The following is an 18,713-nucleotide window of genomic DNA, read 5'->3' as shown; positions in this document are numbered from 1 at the left end:
TGGCCGTGGGCTCAGGCCGTGGATGCATCGCGCGGCCTGCCGATCAGCACGACCATGCTGCGCGCGCGCACGTTGAGCTTGTCGTCCTCGCCGAGTGCCGCGGGCTGTTCGGGATCGGCCGAATCCAGCGCCACCTCCCAGCGATGCGAGGGGCCGCAGGGCGGCGCCGTGAACTCGACGTCCTCCTCGTGCCCGTTGATCATGAGCACCGACAGATCGAGCGCGCCAGCCGCGTCCAGGCAGGCGCGGCGCAGGCTCAGCAGACGGCCGGCGCCATCCTCCCAGGCCGCATGGGTCATCGGGCTGGCGTCGAAGTCGAACCAGGCGATGGCGTTCATTTCGGGCGCCACGCCGGCATCGGCCGCCACGTAGCGCGAGAAGTGCAGCGAGGGATGGGCGCGGCGCAAAGCGGTGAGGCGGGCCACGTAGCTCTGCAGCGCCTGGCCTTCGGGGCTGGCCGCGGCGGACCAGTCCAGCCAGGAGAGCTCGTTGTCCTGGCAGTACGCGTTGTTGTTGCCTTGCTGCGAGTTGTGGAACTCGTCGCCGGCCAGCAGCATGGGCGTGCCATTGGACAGGAGCAGCGTGGCCTGCATCGCGCGCTTGACGCGCAGGCGCGTCTGGTTGATCTCGGCGTCCTCGGTCGGCCCCTCGGCGCCCCAGTTGTTGCTGGCATTCTCGTTGTGCCCGTCGCGGCTGTCCTCCTGGTTGGCCTCGTTGTGCTTTTCGTTGTAGCTGACGAGGTCCTGCAGGGTGAAGCCATCGTGCGCGGTGATGAAGTTCACGCTGGCCCAGGGACGGCGGTGGCGCCGGTCGAACATGTCGGCCGAGCCGACCAGCCGCGCCGCCAGTTCGCCGCGCATGCCGTCGTCGCCGCGCCAGAACTTGCGCACGCCGTCGCGGAACTTGTCGTTCCATTCGGCGAAGCCGGGCGGATGGTTGCCGACCTGGTAGCTGTCGGGGCCCAGGTCCCAGGGCTCGGAGATCATCTTCAGGCGCGAGAGCATCGGGTCCTGGAGCATCACGTCGAAGAAGCCCGAGCCCGGATCGAAGCCCGTGCCCTCGCGGCCCAGGGTCACGCCCAGATCGAAGCGAAAGCCATCGACGCGAAACGCGCCGGCCCAGTAGCGCAGCGAGTCGGTCACCATCTGCAGCACGCGCGGATGCGAGAGGTTCACCGTGTTGCCGGTGCCGGTGTAGTCCAGGTAGTAGCGTTCGTCGCCGTGCACCAGGCGGTAGTAGCTGGCGTTGTCCAGGCCGCGCCACGACAGCGTGGGACCCATGTGGTTGCCTTCGCAGGTGTGGTTGTAGACCACGTCGAGGATCACTTCGATGCCGGCCGCGTGCAGGCGGCGCACCGCGGCGCGCACCTCGTTCAGGTTGTTCGACGAGAGGTAGGCGGGCTCGGGCGCGAAGAAGGAGAGCGTGCTGTAGCCCCAGTAGTTGCGCAGCCCGCGCTCGAGCAGGAAGCGATCCTGCAGGAACGCATGCACCGGCAGCAGCTCGATCGCGGTCACGCCGGATTTCACCAGGTGGTCGATGAAGGAGCGCTCGGTCAAGGCCGCGAAGGTGCCGCGCAGGTCGGTGCGCACGCGCTCGTTCTGCATCGTCAGCCCGCGTATGTGCGCCTCGTAGATGACCGTGTCGTTCCATGCGGTGCGCGGGCGCCGGCTGTCGCTCCAGTTGAAGGCGTCCTCCATGACGATGGCCTTGGGCATGGCGGGCGCGCTGTCGCGCCGGTCGAAGGTGAGGTCCTGGCGGGCGTGGTTCAGCCGATAGCCGAACAGCGCATCGGACCAGCGCAGCGGGCCGGTGAGCAGCTTGGCATAGGGGTCGAGCAGCAGCTTGTGCGGATTGAAGCGATGGCCGTGCCTGGGCTCGTAGGGGCCGTAGGCCCGGTAGCCGTAGACCAGGCCGGCGCCGGCGTCGGGCAGATAGCCGTGCCAGACTTCATCGGTACATTCGGGCAGAGGCAGGCGGGCCAGCTCCTTGCGCCCGGAGGCGTCGAAGATGCACAGTTCGATGCGCGAGGCGTGCGCCGAGAACACGGCGAAGTTGACTCCCAGACCATCGGCGGTAGCGCCCAGTGGATGCGGCAGGCCGGGTGCGAGGCGGTCGGGAAGATGGGTGCTCATGATGCTCATCCTTCGTATTGCAGAATCAGGGTGGCGAGGGGGGGAAGCGTCAGGCAGAGCGAGTCCGGCATGCCATGGCTGGGCACGGGCTCGCTTGTACGCCCCCCTGCATTGCCCATCCCCGAGCCGCCATAGTCCTGGGCGTCGGTGTTCAGGCGCTCGCGCCAGGCGCCCGCCGCCGGCACGCCGATGCGATAGCCTTCGCGCGGCACCGGCGTCATGTTGCAGACCACGAGCGCTTCGCCGCCCCGGCCGTCGCGGCGCCGGTAGGCGTAGACGCTGTTGCCGGCGTCGTCGCCGATGACCCAGGCGAAGCCGTCCGGTTCGGCGTCGAGCCGGTGCAGCGCGGGCAGCCCGGCATAGAGGTGGTTCAGGTCGCGCACCAGGCGCTGCAGGCCGCGATGGCCCGGTGCGTCCAGCTCCCACCATGAGACTTCGCCGTCGTGGTTCCATTCCGCGTGCTGGCCGATCTCGCAGCCCATGAAGAGCAGCTTCTTGCCGGGATGGGTCCACATGAAGGCGTAGTAGGCGCGCAGGTTGGCCAGGCGCTGCCATTCGTCCCCGGGCATCTTGCCGAGCAGCGAACCCTTGCCGTGCACGACCTCGTCGTGCGAGAGCGGCAGCATGAAGCGTTCGGACCAGGCATAGACCAGGCCGAAGGTCATTTCATGGTGGTGGTAGCGCCGGTGCAGCGGGTCTTCGTGCATGTAGTGCAGCGTATCGTGCATCCAGCCCATGTTCCACTTGTAGTGAAAGCCCAGCCCGCCCTGGTCCACCGGCGCGCTCACTCCTGGCCAGGCGGTCGACTCCTCCGCGATCATGAGGGCGCCGGGACAGCGCTCGCGCACGATGCCGTTCAGCTCGCGCAGGAAGGCGATCGACTCCAGGTTCTCGCGCCCGCCGAAGACATTGGGCACCCATTCGTCCGCCTTGCGGCTGTAGTCCCGGTACAGCATCGAGGCCACCGCATCCACGCGCAGGCCGTCCACGTGGTAGCGCTCGAGCCACTCCAGCGCGCTCGCGATCAGCAGGTTGCGCACCTCGTTGCGGCCGAGGTTGTAGATCATGGTGTTCCAGTCGGGGTGATAGCCCTCGCGCGGGTCCTGGTGCTCGTAGAGCGCCGTACCGTCGAAGCGCACGAGCCCGTGCGCGTCGGAGGGAAAGTGCGCGGGCACCCAGTCGAGGATCACGCCGATGCCGGCGGCGTGGCAGCGGTCGACGAATTCGGCGAATGCCTCCGGCGGCCCGTAGCGCGCGGTCGGCGCGAACAGCCCGAGCGGCTGGTAGCCCCAGGAGCCGCCGAAGGGGTGCTCCATGATCGGCATCAGCTCGATATGGGTGAAGCCCATCGCCTGCACGTAGGGGATGAGCTGCTCGCTCAGGTAGTGCCAGCTCGGCGTGCCGCCGGCCGGATGGCGCCAGGAGCCGGCATGCATCTCGTACACCGCGATCGGCGCGTCCGGCGCATGGCGCGCGGCGCGCTCGCGCATCCAGTCGCCGTCGGTGTAGGCATAGGTCTCGTACCCGGCAACGATCGACGCGGTGGCCGGCGGCGCCTCGGTGCGGCGCGCCAGCGGGTCCGCCTTCTGCGGGCCGATGTGGCCGTCCGGCCCGATGATTTCGTACTTGTAGCGTGCGCCCGGGCCGATGCCGGGAACGAAAATCTCCCAGACGCCAGCGCTCGGGCGCGCACGCATGGGATGGCGGCGGCCGTCCCATGCGTTGAAATCGCCCACCACCGATACCCGGCGCGCGTTGGGCGCCCAGACGGCGAAGCGCACCCCGTCGACCTCGCCCAGGCGCATGGCGTGCGCGCCCAGCACGCGCGTGAGCTGCGGATGGCGGCCGGCGGCGATGGCGTGCAGGTCGTCTTCCTCCAGCAGGGTGCCGAAGGCGTAGGGGTCTTCGGTCTCCTGGATGGCGCCGTCCCACTCGATGCGCAGGCGGTAGCGCCCGGCGCCGATGCGCCCGCGAAAGAAACCTTCGCGCTCGCTGCGCAGGCGCTCGCTGCTGCCGTCCTCGCGCAGGGCGAGCACGCCGCGCGCGCCGGGGGCGAGCACGCGCAGTTCGCGCGCGTCGCCCACACCGTGAGGGCCGAGTACGGCGTAGGGATCGCCATGCCGGCCCTGCAGCAGGGCGTCGATGGCGCTAGGGTCGATGTCGGGCGCGTTGGCCATCGTGTCACTCGTCCAGGTTGTCGCTGTGGGTGTCGAGCAGGCGGCTGGCGATGCGTGCCAGGCCGACGACGGGGATCGGCAGCCAGGCCGGGCGGTTCGCGGCCTCATAGACGACCTCGTAGGCCGCCTTTTCGATGAGCGCGAGATCGAGCGCAGCCTGGCCGCCGTCGGCGCCCAACCACCGGGCCGCGGCAGCCTCGGCGGTATCGCGATAGCTTTGCAGGAAGGCGTTACGGGCCGCCACGCGAAAGCGCCCGAGCAGGGCCCGGCGGCGTTGCTGCACCACGTTGGCCGGCTCGGTGATCGGCGTGGCCGCGACGTGCTCGGCCGTGGGCGGTGTGCTGTCGGCCGCCCGCGCGACCGCGGCCGAGGCGTAGTCGAAAGAGCGCAGCACGCCCGCCACATCGCGCATGGGCGAGGACTTCGCGCGGCGTTCCTCCAGGCTGCGCACCGGCTCGCCCTCGAAGTCGATCAGGTAGGCGTCGTTCTGCGCGATCAGGATCTGGCCCAGGTGCAGGTCGCCGTGGATGCGCGTCTGCAGGGTGCCCTTGCAGCGTTCGGCCAGATCGCGCACGGCATCGACGAGCGCGCTTCTGCGGCCGGCCAGCTTCTGGGCCATGGCGTGGATTTCGGGGTCACCCCAGTGCTCGAACCCCTCGATGGCCTTGAACGCGCGCTCGAGCATCTGCACCACCGCCTCGCCGCGATGCCGGGCGGCGCGCGCGTCCAGGTCGACGGGCACGAAGGCCGGGTCGTCCGTGGCCTGGGCAAAGGCGGCGTGCAGCTCGGCGACGCGCCGGCCGATGACCGCGGCCATCGCGGCGTAGCCCTGCAGTTCGTCGTCGTAGCTCTCGTGGGCGTCGGGCGACAGTTGCACGGCGTCCATGGTGCGCCGCAGGTAGTCCAGCGTCCATTGCCAGGCGTCGCCCTGGTTCGAGACGAAGGCGTGCACCAGGATCAGGGTGTGCGGCGTGCCGTCTGCCGATTCGCGCACGACCTCGCCGAGCAGGGCGGGGGTATTGGCGTAGCCGACGGCCGTCAGGTAGCGGGTGATCTCCGCTTCCGGGTGCTGGCCCGCGACCACGCGCCGCACCAGCTTGAGCACCGCCTTGGCGTCGATGATGAGCGAGCTGTTGGACTGCTCGGCGGTGAGCCAGAGGATCTCGGCGTCATCGTTCAGCCCGAGCTCGGCCAGGCCCGGCCAGGGAATGAAGCGTATGCGCTGCGGCCCCTGCGCGGTGTTCACCGACAGCTCGCGTTCGGCGAGCAGGTTGGCGACGACGCCGTGGGCGAATTCCGGCACGGTGAAGGCGTCGGTGACCACGCCCATCTGCGCGGCCCGGCGCACGCGGGCCAGGGCCAGATGCTGCGGCAGGCTGCTCAGGTTCTCTTCCCAGCGCAGGGCGACCGGCAGCGCGTAGTGATGCACGGCGTTGCCGACCTTGGCCTCGATCTCGGCGAGGTAGGTTTCGGTGGTGCCGGGCAGGGCGATGATGTAGCCCGGCCGCACGGCGCCCAGCTTCTGGTCTTTGGCGGCGAACCAGCGCCGCAGCCTCAGATAGTGCGGCAGCACGTCCTCGTGCAGCATGCGCAGGGCACCCTCGGTGAGCTGGTAGCCGGTGCGTCCGCGCAGCACCAGCGTCACGTATTCGGGCAACTGCTCGGGCGTGGCCGCGTGCCAGCTCGGCGGCTGCGCGTCCGAGGACAGGTCGAACCAGTAGAAGCCGTAGGGCGGCAGCGTGAGCAGGTAGGTGAGTTCGCCGATGGTGGGAAAGGGCGTGCCGCCCAGCATCTCGACCGGCACGCGCCCGTTGTAGTCGCGCAGGTCCAGTTCGACCGCCTGGGTCGCATGCGACAGGTTGGCCACGCAGAGGATGGTGCGCTCCTCGAAGCTGCGCAGATAGGCCAGGATCTTGCGGTTGCCCGGGTAGATGAACTTCAGGCTGCCGCGGCCGAAGGCGCGGTGCTGGCGGCGGATGGCCAGCATGCGGCGGGTCCAGTTCAGCAGCGAATGCGGATCGCGCTCCTGGGCTTCCACGTTGACCGCCTCGTAGCCGTACAGCGGCCCCATCAGCGGCGGCAGCACCAGGCGTTCCGGATCGGCGCGCGAGAAGCCGCCGTTGCGATCGGGCGACCACTGCATCGGCGTGCGCACGCCGTCGCGATCGCCCAGGTGGATGTTGTCGCCCATGCCGATCTCGTCGCCGTAGTAGATGACGGGCGTGCCCGGCATGGAGAAGAGCAGGCTGTTCATCAGCTCGATGCGGCGGCGGTCGCGCTCGAGCAGCGGGGCCAGGCGCCGGCGGATGCCCAGGTTGATGCGCGCGCGCCGGTCGGCGGCGTAGAAGTCCCACAGATAGTCGCGCTCGCTGCTGGTGACCATCTCCAGCGTGAGCTCGTCATGGTTGCGCAGGAAGATCGCCCACTGGCAGTTCTCGGGGATGTCGGGCGTCTGGCGCATGATGTCCACGATGGGCAGGCGGTCCTCGCGGGCGATCGCCATGTACATGCGCGGCATCAGCGGGAAGTGGAACGACATGTGGCATTCGTCGCCGTTGCCGAAGTATTCCTGCGCGTCCTCGGGCCACTGGTTGGCTTCGGAGAGCAGCATGCGGTTGGGAAAGGCGTCGTCCAGGTCGGCGCGGATGCGCTTCAACACCGCGTGCGTCTCCGGCAGGTTCTCGTTGTTCGTGCCCTCGCGCTCCACCAGGTAGGGCACGGCGTCCAGCCGCAGGCCGTCCACGCCGGTCTGCAGCCAGTAGCGCATCACCGACAACACCTCTTTCATGACCCTGGGGTTGTCGTAGTTGAGATCCGGCTGGTGCGAATAGAAGCGGTGCCAGAAGTACTGCTTGGCCACCGGGTCCCAGGTCCAGTTCGACTTCTCGGTATCCAGGAAGATGATGCGCGTGCCGTTGTACTTGCGGTCGTCGTCGGACCAGACGTAGTAGTCGCGCGAGGCCGAGCCGGGCTTGGCGCGGCGCGCCCTCTGAAACCACGGATGCTGGTCGGAGGTGTGGTTCACGACCAGCTCGGTGATGACGCGCAGGCCGCGCGCATGCGCCTCCTTCACGAACTGGCGCATGTCGGCCAGCGTGCCGTAGTCGGGATGCACGCCGCGGTAGTCCGCGATGTCGTAGCCGTCGTCGCGCCGCGGCGAGGGATAGAACGGCAGCAGCCAGATCGTGTCCACGCCGAGCTGGGCGATGTAGTCCAGCTTCTGCAGCAGCCCCGGAAAGTCACCCACGCCGTCGTTGTTGGCGTCGAAGAACGACTTGATGTGCAACTGGTAGACGACCGCGTCCTTGTACCAGAGCGGGTCGTCGCGGTTGGCCGCGTTGACGACGGATGACGGGCGCTTGTTCATGAGTCGGGCTTCCGTGGTTCGGGTTGGCTGATCGGTGCTGCGGCGGCTAGGCCGAGACGCGGAAGATGGCGTAGGGTGCGTCGGGATGCAGGTCCACGCGCTGGTACTTGCCGTGCCAGTCGTAGCGGTTCTCGTGCAGTAGATCGTGCACGCGCAGGCGGCCGTCGTCGGGCAGGCCGAACTGCCAGAGCGGCACTTCGATGGTGGCGCCCTGCGGCGCATGCGGGTCCATGCTGATGGCGATCAGCAGGACGTTGTCGCGCTCCGGCGTGGCCTTGCAGAAGTACAGCACCTGCTCGTTGTCGGCCCCCAGGAACTGCACGCCGCGGTGCGTGTGCAGCGCGGGGTTGGCGCGGCGTATGCGGTTCAGCGCGGCGATCTCGGCGCGGATATTGCCGGGCCGCTCCCAATCCCAGGCGCGCACCTCGTACTTCTCGGAATCGAGGTACTCCTCCTTGCCCGGCACCGGCGCGCCCTCGCACAGCTCGAAGCCGTTGTACATGCCCCAGAGCCCCGAAAGCGTGGTGGCCAGCGCGGCGCGGATCAGGTAGCCGCCGCGCCCCGAGGTCTGCAGGAAGTAGGGGTTGATGTCCGGCGTGTTCACGAAGAAGTTGGGGCGGAACACATCGGCCACCGGCGGGTTGGCGATCTCTTCCAGGTACTCCGTCATCTCGCGCTTGTCGTTGCGCCAGGTGAAGTAGGTGTATGACTGCGAGAAGCCGATCTTGGCCAGCCGGTACATCATGTTCGGGCGCGTGAAGGCCTCGGAAAGGAAGATCGCGTCGGGGTAGCGCGCCTGCACTTCGGCGATCATCCACTGCCAGAAGGGCAGCGGCTTGGTGTGCGGATTGTCCACGCGAAACGTGCGCACGCCCTCGTCGCACCAGAAGAGCACCACGTCGCGCAGCGCCAGCCAGAGGGCGGCGTTGCCGCTGATCCGGCGCTTGCCCGGCTTGCCGTAGTAGTCGACGTTGACGATGTCTTCGTACTTCTTGGGCGGATTCTCGGCGTAGCGCATCGAGCCGTCGGGACGCCAGGAGAACCATTCGGGGTGCTCGCGCAGCCAGGGATGATCGGGCGAGCACTGCACGGCGAAGTCGAGCGCGATCTCCAGGTCGTGTTCGGCCGCGGCCTTGACCAGCGCGCGAAAGTCATCGAGCGTGCCCAGCTCCGGGTGGATGGCGTCGTGGCCGCCCGCCTCGCCGCCGATGGCGTAGGGGCTGCCCGGGTCGTCGGGCCCGGCCTTCAGGCTGTTGTTGCGGCCCTTGCGGTTGGTCCGGCCGATCGGATGGATCGGCGGGAAGTACAGCACGTCGAAACCCATGTCGCGCACGTAGGGCAGGCGTTCGATCACGTCGCGGAAGGTGCCGTGGCGCTGCGGGTCGCCGCTTTGCGAACGTGGGAACATTTCGTACCAGCTCGCAAAGCGCGCCGCCCGGCGCTCGACCGCCAGCGCCTGCGCGGGCAGGTGCGTGTGCTCGAACTCGCGCAGGTCGGCTTTCGCCATGGCGGCGCCCACTTCCGCGCCCAGCAGGGCCTGGGCGTCGATGTCCTCGCCATGCGGCACGCCGGCGCGCTCGAGCAACTGGCGGCCCTCGATCACTTCGAGGGAAACGTCGATGCCGGCGGCGTGTTTCTTGGCGAGCTCGCTGCGGTAGGTGCCGAACACGTCGCGCCAGGCCTGCACGGTGTATTCGTGGCGCCCGATGCGTTCGGGCGTGAAGCTGCCGCGCCAGGCATCGTTGCCCAGTGCCACCATGGGCTCGGCATGCCAGCCGTCCTCGTCCGCCGCGCGCCAGAGCAGGCGGGCGGCGAGCACGTCGTGGCCGTCCATGAAAATGTTGGCATGCACGACCAGCGCCTCGCCGACCACGCGCTTGACGAGGTGGGTCGGGTCCTCGGTGCTCGGGCGGATGTCCTGGATCGCGATGCGCGGCATGTGTATCGCGGCATCCAGCGCCTCGCGCTGGCGCAGCGTGCCCACCTTGCGCTTGAGGGTGACGACCTGCGGCGCGGGCGCGAGGGTGACGGCGAGCACGCCTGCCGCGGGCAGCTCCTCGTCGCGGGCCGCCGAATGTGGCAGGGCCTTGGCCAGGCGGCTGCGCGCCAGGTCCCAGTCGAGCCGCGCGGGCTCTTCGAGCGACGTGTTGATCGCGACCAGGGTGTCGCCCGCGCGATCCTTGCGATGCATCCACGTGACGGCCAGCGTGTCGCCCCCGAGGCGGCGGATCTGGCGCGCATGGCCCGGGGCGCGCCGCGACAGCGCCAGGTTGGCCTTGGCAATGGCCTGCGACCAGTGCCGATCGGCGTCTTCGCCGGGGTCGACCCAGCGCGGCATGAGCAGGCCGTCGCCAAGCTCAGCGGCGGTGCGCAGCGCCCGCAGCAGCGCGCGCGCGGGCGGCGGCTGCCGGGATGCGGCGTCGGGGTCGGCCACCGGCACGATCACCCGGCCCGCGCGGGCCAGACGCTCGTGTTCGGCCACGTACCAGTCGTCGCGGTAGTCCCACCAGGGCAGCGAACTGTAGACCGCGTCGAACGCGGCGCCTTCCAGCGCCTGCACCTGCTGCGGGTTCATGCCGGGCGTCCAGGCCGTGAAGGCGCAGGCGGGGACGCGGGCGCGCACCCCTTCGATCAGCGAGCGCCAGGCGCGCCCGGGCAGGGCGGCCGGATCGAGCAGTCGGAAACCCTGCACGCCGGCCTCGAGCATGGCCACCATGCGTTCCATCCAGAATTCGACCAGGCCGATGGGGGCGTTGCCGTCGATCTGCTGCACGTGGACCGTGCTGCGCTCGCGCGGGCTGAGGCGCGGGTCGAGCGCGCCGTCGGCACCCTGTGCCGAGAACCAGTCGGGATGCGACTGGTGCAGCGAGCCGCCACGCTTTGCCCGCGCCAACGACAGGTCCAGCCAGAGCGACAGGCCCTGCCGCTCGCAGGCGGCGGCCAGCCCGCGCAGCCAGTCGTCCAGACCGAGCATGCCGAAGGCCGGATCGGCCGCGGTGGGCTCGTCCACCGCCAGGGCATCTTCCGGGGCGCCGGTCCAGCCCGGGGCGCACAGAATGTGGCTGAAACCCAGGGCCTCGGCCCGTCGCAGCGCCGCGGCCCATCCCGGACTGTCCAACGGTGCTGCCAGCGTGGCGTCGTGACGTGGCGCCAAAGCGTAGAGACGGGGCCTGCTGCTGCGGTTCGACATAGGCATGGACGCTCGGGAAGTTCGGCGATCAGGCGCAGGCCGCGCCCATGACGGGCGCGGCCACGCGCGGCCAGAGGGCGTGCGCCGGGGTGGAGGCGGCCGCGGGTTCCGGCGCCGGCACGGCGATGGCCGTGGTCTCGCTGCGAGCCGCGGCGAGGGGAGGCGCCAGATGGCGGTACAGGTCGATGTAGCGGCCGGCGCTCGCGCTCCAGCCGTGATCGGCGGTCATTGCGCTGCGCTGCATCGCGCGCCACAAATCCTTGCGGGCATACAGGCGCAGGGCGCGCTCGATGGCATGCCGCAGATGTGCAGCCTCGGCACCGTCGAAGAGCAGGCCGGTGGCATCCGCCAGATCGAGGTCGTCGGCATGTTCGCCCGGGTCGCGCACGGTATCGGCCATGCCGCCCACGCGCGAGCACACCGGCAGCGTGCCGTAGCGCATGGCGTAGATGGGCGTCAGACCGAAGGGCTCGAAGCGGCTGCCGTGCAGCAGGATGTCGCCGCCGGCATGCAGCAGGTGGGCCAGTTGCTCGTCGTAGCCGATGTGGGCGGCCACGCGGCCCGGGTAGCGCGCGGCGAGCGCGCGCGCCTCGTCCTCGATGGCGCGATCCCCGCAGCCCAGGATCGCCACCTGGAGCTGGCCGTGCGCATCCAGCACGTCGGGCAGTACGCGTACGGCCACGTCGGCCATCTTCTGGGGCGTCAGCCGGCTGCCGGAGACGAGCACGGTGGCCTGCGGGTCGGCGATCAGGCCGAAGGATTCCTGCAGGGCGCGCTTGCAGCTCGGCTTGCCGCGCAGGTCGTCCGCGCTGTAGACGTCCGGCAGGTGCTGGTCGATGGCCGGGTTCCAGATACTCTCGTCGATACCGTTGGGGATGCCGACGAGCTGCGCCTGGCGCTCGCGCAGCAGGCCGTCCAGGCCGTGGCCGAAGGCCGGGGTCAGGATCTCGCGCGCATAGGTGTGGCTCACCGTGGTGACGCGGTCGGCGTAGCGGATGCCGGCCTTCATGAAATTGATGCGGCCCCAGAACTCGCAACCGTCCAGGCCGCAGTACTCGGCGGGAATCCCGTAGCGCGCCGCGTCGTGCATCGGGTAGAGGCCCTGGAACGCCAGGTTGTGGATGGTGAGCACCGACTTCACGCGCCGCACCTTGGCCGCGCGCATGAGCAGGGGCACCAGGCCGGCGTGCCAGTCGTTGGCGTGCACGACGTGCGGCACCGCCCACGGCGTGCGGCCGGCCGCAATGCGCGTGGCGGCATGCGCCAAGGCGGCAAAGCGTACGCCGTTGTCGGGATGCTCTTCGCCCCGGGCGTCGATGTACGGCGAGCCGTCCCGATCGTACAGCGCGTCGTTGCGCAGCAGCAGTACGGGAAGATCGAACGACGCCAGGCGGCCGGCCACCAGGCTCGCCGGGCCGCCCGGCAGGTGGTGCAGCTCGCACAATGTGCGCGTGTCCGTCAGGTGGCGATGCGTGCCGCGGTAGGCGGGCAGCAGCAGTGTCACATCGAGGCCTGCTTCGCGCATGGCGCGCGCCATGCCGCTGACTGCGTCGCCCAGCCCGCCGGTCTTGGCCAGGGGGAGCGCCTCGGAGGCGACGACTAGGACTTTCAACAAGATGGACTCCTGAATGGCATGTGGCAGCGCCGCGGGCTGGGCGCAGGCTCGTCGCATGGGAGGCCGCGGCAAAATCTGCCGCGGCCAGTAATTTCTACCTGGGCCGGCGCGGGACCGTGCAGGTGCCCGTATCGGCCAGCCTCATCAAAGCAAGACGTGTGCCATTCGGGCCCGAACGCGCCGCGCGGCATATCGATTGCTGAGCCGGCTCATCCGCAGGCGCCGCCGCGCGCCATCAAAGGAGAGCCATGGATCTGATCGTGGCCAGGCCCGAAGGCCTCTATTGCCCGTCCGGAGACTTTCACATCGACCCCTGGCGGCCCGTGCCCCGGGCGGTCATCACGCACGCGCATTCGGACCACGCGCGCGGCGGCCACGGCAGCTATCTGGCCACGCAGGAGAGCGCCGGCCTGCTGCGCGCGCGGCTCGGTGCCGACATTGCGCTGCAGACCGTGGCCTACGGCGAGCATCTGCGCCTGGGCGAGGCCACCGTCAGCCTGCACCCGGCCGGTCATGTCCTGGGCTCGGCGCAGGTGCGCGTCGAGCACCGCGGCGAGGTGTGGGTGGCCTCGGGCGACTACAAGACCGAGGCGGACGGCACCTGCGCGCCCTTCGAGCCCGTGCCCTGCCATACCTTCATCACGGAATCCACCTTCGGCCTGCCGGTCTATCGCTGGCTGCCCCAGGCGATGCTGATGGCGCAGATCCAGGCGTGGTGGGAGGCCAACGCCGCAGAGGGCAGGGCCAGCGTGCTGTACAGCTACGCCCTGGGCAAGGCGCAGCGCATCCTGCATCACCTGACGGACGCGCCGGGGCCCATCCTCGTGCATGGCGCGGTCGATACCGTCGACGGCATCTATCGCGAGGCGGGCGTGCGGCTGCCGCCGACCCGGCTCGCGACCGAAGCGGGCGCGGACGTGCGGCGCGCCCTGGTCGTTGCGCCGCCCTCGGCGCGCGGTTCGAGCTGGACGCGCCGCTTCGGCGAGCATGCCGACGCCTTTGCCAGCGGGTGGATGCAGGTACGCGGCGCGCGCCGCCGGCGCGGCGTGGACCGCGGCTTCATCGTTTCCGACCATGCCGACTGGGATGGCCTGTGCAGCGCTGTGGCCGCCACGGGTGCCGAGTGCGTCTACCTGACGCACGGCAGCACGGCGGTGATGCAACGCTGGTTTGCCGAGCAGGGGCTGGATGCGCGCACCTTCCACACCGAATACGGCGACGAGGAGGACGAAGCCTCGGCCCCGGCGGCGCGGGCGCCATGACCCACGCGCACGGCATGGCGGCATTCGCCGAACTCTATTCGACGCTGGACGCGACCACCTCGACCAACGCCAAGCGCGCGGCGCTGGAAGCCTATTTCGGCAGCGCGCCGGCCGAGGACGCGGCCTGGGCGGTGTACTTCCTGGCCGGCGGCAAGCCGCGCCAGCTCGTCCCGGTGCGCGCCTTGCAGGCCTTCGCCCAGGCCGAGGCCGGCCTGCCCGAATGGCTGTTCGAAGCCAGCTACCAGCACGTGGGCGATCTGGCCGAGACGATCGCGCTGCTCCTGCCAGGGGCTGCCGCCGGCATGACGGTCGAGGGCGGGCTGGCGCACTGGATGACCGAGCGCCTGCTGCCCTTGCGCGGCATGGCGCCCGCGGCCCTGGCCGACAGCCTGCACGACAGCTTTGCCCGGCTGGACGGCCAGGCGCGCTTCGTGTTCGCCAAGATGATCACGGGATCGCTGCGGGTGGGCGTCTCCAAGCTGCTCGTCACCCGCGCGCTGGCCGCGGTGGCCGGTGTGGACGCCAAGCGCATCGCCCAGCGCCTGATCGGCTATACGGACCGAATGGCCACGCCCGATGCGCCGGCCTATCTGGCCCTGGTCGCGCCCACCGAGGGCCGCGACGCGGCCGACGCCGGGCATCCTTACCCCTTCTTCCTCGCCCATCCGCTGCAGTTGCCGCTGGAGGACTTCGAGACCCAGCTCGGCGCGCCGTCCGACTGGCTGATCGAATGGAAGTGGGACGGCATCCGCGCGCAGGTCGTGCAGCGTGACGGGCGCGCCTGGATCTGGTCGCGCGGCGAAGAGCTGGTCACCGACCGTTTCCCCGAACTGGCCGCCATGGGCGAGGCGCTGCCCTATGGCACCGTGCTTGACGGCGAGATCGTGGTCTGGGCCGAGGACCGGGTGCAGCCCTTCGCCCGCCTGCAGCGCCGCATCGGCCGCAAGACCGTCGGCGCGCGCCTGCTGCAGGAGCAGCCGGTGGCGTTGCTCGCCTACGATCTGCTGGAGACGGGCGGCGAGGACCTGCGCGATCTGGCGCAGGCCGAGCGGCGCAGCCGCCTGGAGGCGCTGGTGGCCGCCCTGGACCACCCGCATCTGCGGCTGTCGCCGCGCCTCGAAGGCAGCGACTGGCTGGCGCTCGCGCAACGGCGCGAGTCCTCGCGCGCCCTGGGCGTCGAAGGCCTGATGCTCAAGCAGGGCAATGCCCGCTACGGCGTGGGCCGCACGCGCACCAGCGGGATCTGGTGGAAGTGGAAGATCGATCCGCTGTCGGTGGACGCCGTGCTGATCTACGCGCAGCCGGGCCACGGCCGGCGCGCGAACCTCTATACCGACTACACCTTCGCGGTCTGGGACGCCCCGCCGGGTACCTCGGGGCGCGCCCTGGTGCCCTTCGCCAAGGCGTATTCCGGCCTCACCGACGAGGAGATCCGGCGCGTGGACGCCTTCGTGCGGCGGCACACCGTGGAGCGCTTCGGCCCGGTGCGCAGCGTGCGGCCCGAACTCGTGTTCGAGATCGGTTTCGAAGGCATCGCGCGCAGCGCGCGGCACAAGAGCGGGGTCGCCGTGCGCTTTCCACGCATGTTGCGCTGGCGACTGGACAAGCCCGTGGAGGAGGCGGACACGCTCGCCATGCTCGAAGCCCTGGCCGCGCCATGACGGCGCGCGTGCGGCCGGACGCACCGAAAGCTGCCGCGCGCGGCGTGGCGCTGTCCGCGCCTGCGCCGCACGCCTGGTTCGCCGAACGCGGCTGGCGGCCGGCTGCCTTTCAGCGCGAGGTCTGGGCGGCGATCGCCGCCGGGCGCAGCGGCCTTCTGCATGCCGACACCGGCGCCGGCAAGACCTATGCGGTCTGGCTGGGCGCCTTGATGGCGTTCGCGGACGCGGGTGCGGCGCCCCTGCCGGCGCGCGCCGGCGCGGCGCGCGCGCAGCCGCTGCGGGTGCTCTGGCTGACCCCCATGCGGGCGCTGGCCGCCGACACCTTGCAGGCCCTGCAGGCGCCGCTGGCCGCGCTCGCGCCCGACTGGCGGGTGGGCAGCCGCACCGGCGACACCGGCAGCAGCGAGCGCGCGGCGCAGGCGCGGCGCCTGCCGAGCGGGCTGGTCACCACCCCGGAGAGCCTGTCGCTGCTGCTCGCGCGCGCCGACGCGCCACGCGAGCTGGCCAGCGTGCGCCTGGTCGTGGTCGACGAGTGGCACGAAATGCTCGGCAACAAGCGCGGCGTACAGGTGCAGCTCGCTCTGGCGCGCCTGCGCACCTGGGTGCCGGATCTGTGCGTGTGGGGCCTGTCCGCCACCCTGGGCAACCTCGACGAAGCCCTGGCCACGCTGCTGGGCGACAACGCCGGTGACGGCGTCCTCGTGCGCGGCCCGCGCGAAAAGGCGCTGCGCATCGATACCTTGCTGCCGGCCCGGCCGGAGCGCTTTCCCTGGGCCGGCCACCTGGGCAAGCGCATGGTGCCGCAGGTGGCCGAGGAGATCGAGCACAGCGGCACCACCCTGGTCTTCACCAACACGCGCTCACAGGCCGAGCTCTGGTACCAGGCCCTGCTCGACCTGCGGCCGGATTGGGCCGGGCTGATCGCCCTGCATCACGGCTCGCTGGACCGGGCAGTGCGCGCATGGGTCGAGGCCGGCCTGCGCGCCGGCACGCTCAAGGCCGTGGTCTGCACCTCGAGCCTGGACCTGGGGGTGGATTTCCTGCCGGTCGAGCGGGTCTTGCAGATCGGCTCGGCCAAGGGCGTGGCGCGCCTGCTGCAGCGCGCCGGGCGCTCGGGGCACGCGCCGGGGCGCGCGTCCAGAATCACGCTGGTGCCCACGCACAGCCTGGAACTCATCGAGGCCGCCGCCGTGCGCGACGCCGTAAGCTCCGGACAGGTCGAGGCCCGGCCCCCGCCCGACAAGCCGCTCGACGTACTGGTCCAGCATCTGGTCACGGTGGCGTTGGGCGGCGGCTTTCGGCCCGAGGCGCTGTACGACGAAGTGCGCAGCACGTGCTCGTACCGGGAGCTGACGCCGGCCGAATGGCAGTGGTGCCTGGAATTCGTGCGCCAGGGCGGGCCCTCGCTGACCGCTTACCCCGAGTACCGGCGCGTGCTTGCCGACGACGCGGGCGTGTGGCGGGTGCCCGACGCCCGGCTCGCACGCCGCCATCGCATGAACATCGGCACCATCGTGAGCGACGCCAGCATGACCGTGCGCTACTGGCAGCGCGGCGGGCAGGGCGGGGCGCTGGGCACCGTGGAGGAGGGCTTCATCGCCCGCCTGGCGCCCGGCGACGTATTCCTGTTCGCCGGGCGGCCGCTGGAGCTGGTGCGCGTCGAGCAGATGACGGCCTACGTGCGGCGCGCCGGCGCCGGCCGCCCGGCCGTGCCGCGCTGGAACGGCGGACGCATGCCGCTGTCCAGCGAGCTGGCCGACGCCTTCGTCGCCCGGCTCACCCGCGCCGCCCAAGGCGAGCTCGACGTGCCAGAGATGCAGGCCGCGGCGCCCTTGCTGGCGGTCCAGGCGGCATGGTCGGCCCTGCCCGTCACCGGCACCCTGCTCATCGAGACCCTGCGCACGCGCGAGGGTTGGCACGCCTATCTGTATCCGTTCGCGGGCCGGCTGGCGCACATGGGGCTGGCCAGTCTGCTCGCCTGGCGCATCGGGCGGCGCCAGCCCGCCACCTTCTCGCTGGCGGTCAACGACTACGGTCTGGAGCTGCTCAGCGCCACGCCCGTGGACTGGCGCGCGGTATTCGCCGAAGGACTGCTCGACGAGAGCGCCGTCCTGGAGGATGCCCTGGCCAGCCTGAATGCCGGCGAGCTGCGCCTGCGGCGCTTTCGCGAGATCGCCCGGATCGCCGGGCTGGTCGTGCAGGGGCCGCCGCACGCGCGGCAGTCCAGCCGTCAGTTGCAGGCCTCGGCCAGCCTGTTCTTTCGCGTGTTCGAGCAGTACGACCGCGCCAATCTGCTGCTCTCGCAGGCCGAGCGCGAGGTGCTGTCGCAGGAGCTGGACGTCGCCAGGCTGCGGCAGACCCTGGTGCGCATGCAGGCGGCGCGCCAGGTGTGGATCGAGCTGAAGCACGTCTCGCCCTTCGCCTTCGCGCTGATGGTCGAGCGCTTTCGCGAGAAGCTCTCGACCGAGAAGCTGGGCGACCGGGTGGCGCGCATGCTCGCGCAGTTGGAAGCCGCCGCCGGCGGCGAGCGCGGCGCGGCCGAGCCCACCGATGTCGTGTTCGCGCTGGGCGACACGCCGGCGCGCAAGCGCGCCGGCCGGGGGCCGCGCCGCCCGCGGAGGCGGTCATGATGCCCGCGGGCGCGGCGGCCGTGGCCTGCGCCGGCGAGACCCTGTGGCTGCTGCCCGAGCTGGCGGTGTACTGGCCGGCCCGGGCCACCTTGCTGGTGGCCGACGTGCATCTGGGCAAGGCCGCGGCGTTCCGCGCCTGGGGCCAGCCCGTGCCCGCGGGCACCACGCGGGCGACGCTGGCGCGGCTGGGACGCGCCTTGAGCCTGACCGGGGCGTCGCGCCTGATCGTGCTGGGCGATCTGGTGCACGCCCGCGAATCCGCGTCCGCCCTGGGCGCGCCCGCGCTTGCCGAGTGGCGGGCCCGGCATGCGGGTGTGGCTTGTGTGCTCGTGCGCGGCAACCACGACCGCGCCGCCGGGCCGCTCTCTGCCTGGCCGGATCTGGCGGTGCAGACCGAGCCCTGGCGGCTCGGGCCGTTCGCGCTGTGCCATGAACCGATGCAGGTGGAGGGCGCCTACGCGCTCGCCGGCCATCTGCATCCCGTGCGCATCCTGCACGGGCCGGGCCGCGATTCGGCGCGCCTGCCGTGCTTCGATTTCGGCCCCGGCCTGGGCCTGCTGCCGGCCTTCGGCGACTTCACCGGCGGCCATCCGCTGCCGCGCCGCGCCGGCCACGCGCAGTTCGTGGCGGCCGACGGGCGAGTGCTGCGCGTGCCTTGAGTGCGCCCGGGGAATGGGCC

At 70.9% G+C, this 18,713-nt stretch carries 9 protein-coding genes; 4 read left to right on the top strand and 5 right to left on the bottom strand.

What is annotated here, in order from left to right; translation table 11 throughout:
* Positions 1–11 precede the first annotated feature (11 nt).
* The 5 genes from glgX to glgA are packed head-to-tail and all read right to left on the bottom strand — an operon-like array spanning position 12 to position 12,538.
* The gene (gene glgX, locus FOZ76_RS10405; RefSeq protein WP_143948135.1) at positions 12–2,132 is read right to left on the bottom strand and encodes a glycogen debranching protein GlgX; all 2,121 of its coding nucleotides are present in this window, start codon (positions 2,130–2,132) and stop codon (positions 12–14) included.
* A 5-nt stretch (positions 2,133–2,137) separates the two neighbouring features.
* Positions 2,138–4,309, bottom strand: coding sequence for a 1,4-alpha-glucan branching protein GlgB (gene glgB / locus FOZ76_RS10400; RefSeq protein ID WP_143948133.1), 2,172 nt, complete (start codon positions 4,307–4,309; stop codon positions 2,138–2,140).
* A gap of 4 nt (positions 4,310–4,313) precedes the next feature.
* Positions 4,314–7,676, bottom strand: a complete 3,363-nt coding sequence (treS, locus tag FOZ76_RS10395; RefSeq protein WP_143948131.1) for a maltose alpha-D-glucosyltransferase — start codon at positions 7,674–7,676, stop codon at positions 4,314–4,316.
* 46 nt (positions 7,677–7,722) lie between these two features.
* The gene (locus FOZ76_RS10390; RefSeq protein ID WP_143948130.1) at positions 7,723–10,872 is read right to left on the bottom strand and encodes a maltotransferase domain-containing protein; all 3,150 of its coding nucleotides are present in this window, start codon (positions 10,870–10,872) and stop codon (positions 7,723–7,725) included.
* A gap of 22 nt (positions 10,873–10,894) precedes the next feature.
* Positions 10,895–12,538 (bottom strand): glycogen synthase GlgA, encoded by a 1,644-nt coding sequence (gene glgA / locus FOZ76_RS10385; protein ID WP_143948129.1) that lies wholly within the window; start codon positions 12,536–12,538, stop codon positions 10,895–10,897.
* A gap of 191 nt (positions 12,539–12,729) precedes the next feature.
* On the opposite strand from glgA, the gene FOZ76_RS10380 reads away from it, so the two are divergent.
* From FOZ76_RS10380 to pdeM, 4 genes are read left to right on the top strand one after another with little or no spacing between them, the layout of a single operon-like run.
* Positions 12,730–13,743: a ligase-associated DNA damage response exonuclease gene (locus FOZ76_RS10380; protein ID WP_143948127.1), complete on the top strand. Its 1,014-nt coding sequence runs from the start codon at positions 12,730–12,732 to the stop codon at positions 13,741–13,743.
* Positions 13,744–13,757: 14 nt separating this feature from the next.
* Positions 13,758–15,404 carry an ATP-dependent DNA ligase gene (locus FOZ76_RS10375; RefSeq protein ID WP_143948215.1) on the top strand — a complete coding sequence of 549 codons (1,647 nt, stop codon included), beginning with the start codon at positions 13,758–13,760 and terminating at the stop codon, positions 15,402–15,404.
* Positions 15,401–18,034, top strand: a complete 2,634-nt coding sequence (locus FOZ76_RS10370) for a ligase-associated DNA damage response DEXH box helicase (RefSeq protein WP_143948126.1) — start codon at positions 15,401–15,403, stop codon at positions 18,032–18,034. Before FOZ76_RS10375 ends, FOZ76_RS10370 begins: the two co-directional genes overlap by 4 nt.
* Positions 18,031–18,693 (top strand): ligase-associated DNA damage response endonuclease PdeM, encoded by a 663-nt coding sequence (gene pdeM / locus FOZ76_RS10365; protein ID WP_143948124.1) that lies wholly within the window; start codon positions 18,031–18,033, stop codon positions 18,691–18,693. The genes FOZ76_RS10370 and pdeM overlap by 4 nt, the downstream gene beginning before the upstream one ends.
* Positions 18,694–18,713: the final 20 nt, after the last annotated feature.

Source organism: Verticiella sediminum (genome assembly GCF_007558815.1).
Classification (GTDB): domain Bacteria; phylum Pseudomonadota; class Gammaproteobacteria; order Burkholderiales; family Burkholderiaceae_B; genus Verticiella; species Verticiella sediminum.
The sequence above is the reverse complement of the archived record's forward strand: the minus strand, read 5'-3'. Positions and strand labels throughout refer to the sequence as shown.

Coding starts and splice junctions, on each gene's coding strand:
- glgX (WP_143948135.1), bottom strand. CDS start 2,132: ATGAGCACCCATCTTCCCGACCGCCTCGCACCCGGCCTGCCGCATCCA.
- glgB (WP_143948133.1), bottom strand. CDS start 4,309: ATGGCCAACGCGCCCGACATCGACCCTAGCGCCATCGACGCCCTGCTG.
- treS (WP_143948131.1), bottom strand. CDS start 7,676: ATGAACAAGCGCCCGTCATCCGTCGTCAACGCGGCCAACCGCGACGAC.
- FOZ76_RS10390 (WP_143948130.1), bottom strand. CDS start 10,872: ATGCCTATGTCGAACCGCAGCAGCAGGCCCCGTCTCTACGCTTTGGCG.
- glgA (WP_143948129.1), bottom strand. CDS start 12,538: ATGCGACGAGCCTGCGCCCAGCCCGCGGCGCTGCCACATGCCATTCAG.
- FOZ76_RS10380 (WP_143948127.1), top strand. CDS start 12,730: ATGGATCTGATCGTGGCCAGGCCCGAAGGCCTCTATTGCCCGTCCGGA.
- FOZ76_RS10375 (WP_143948215.1), top strand. CDS start 13,758: ATGGCGGCATTCGCCGAACTCTATTCGACGCTGGACGCGACCACCTCG.
- FOZ76_RS10370 (WP_143948126.1), top strand. CDS start 15,401: ATGACGGCGCGCGTGCGGCCGGACGCACCGAAAGCTGCCGCGCGCGGC.
- pdeM (WP_143948124.1), top strand. CDS start 18,031: ATGATGCCCGCGGGCGCGGCGGCCGTGGCCTGCGCCGGCGAGACCCTG.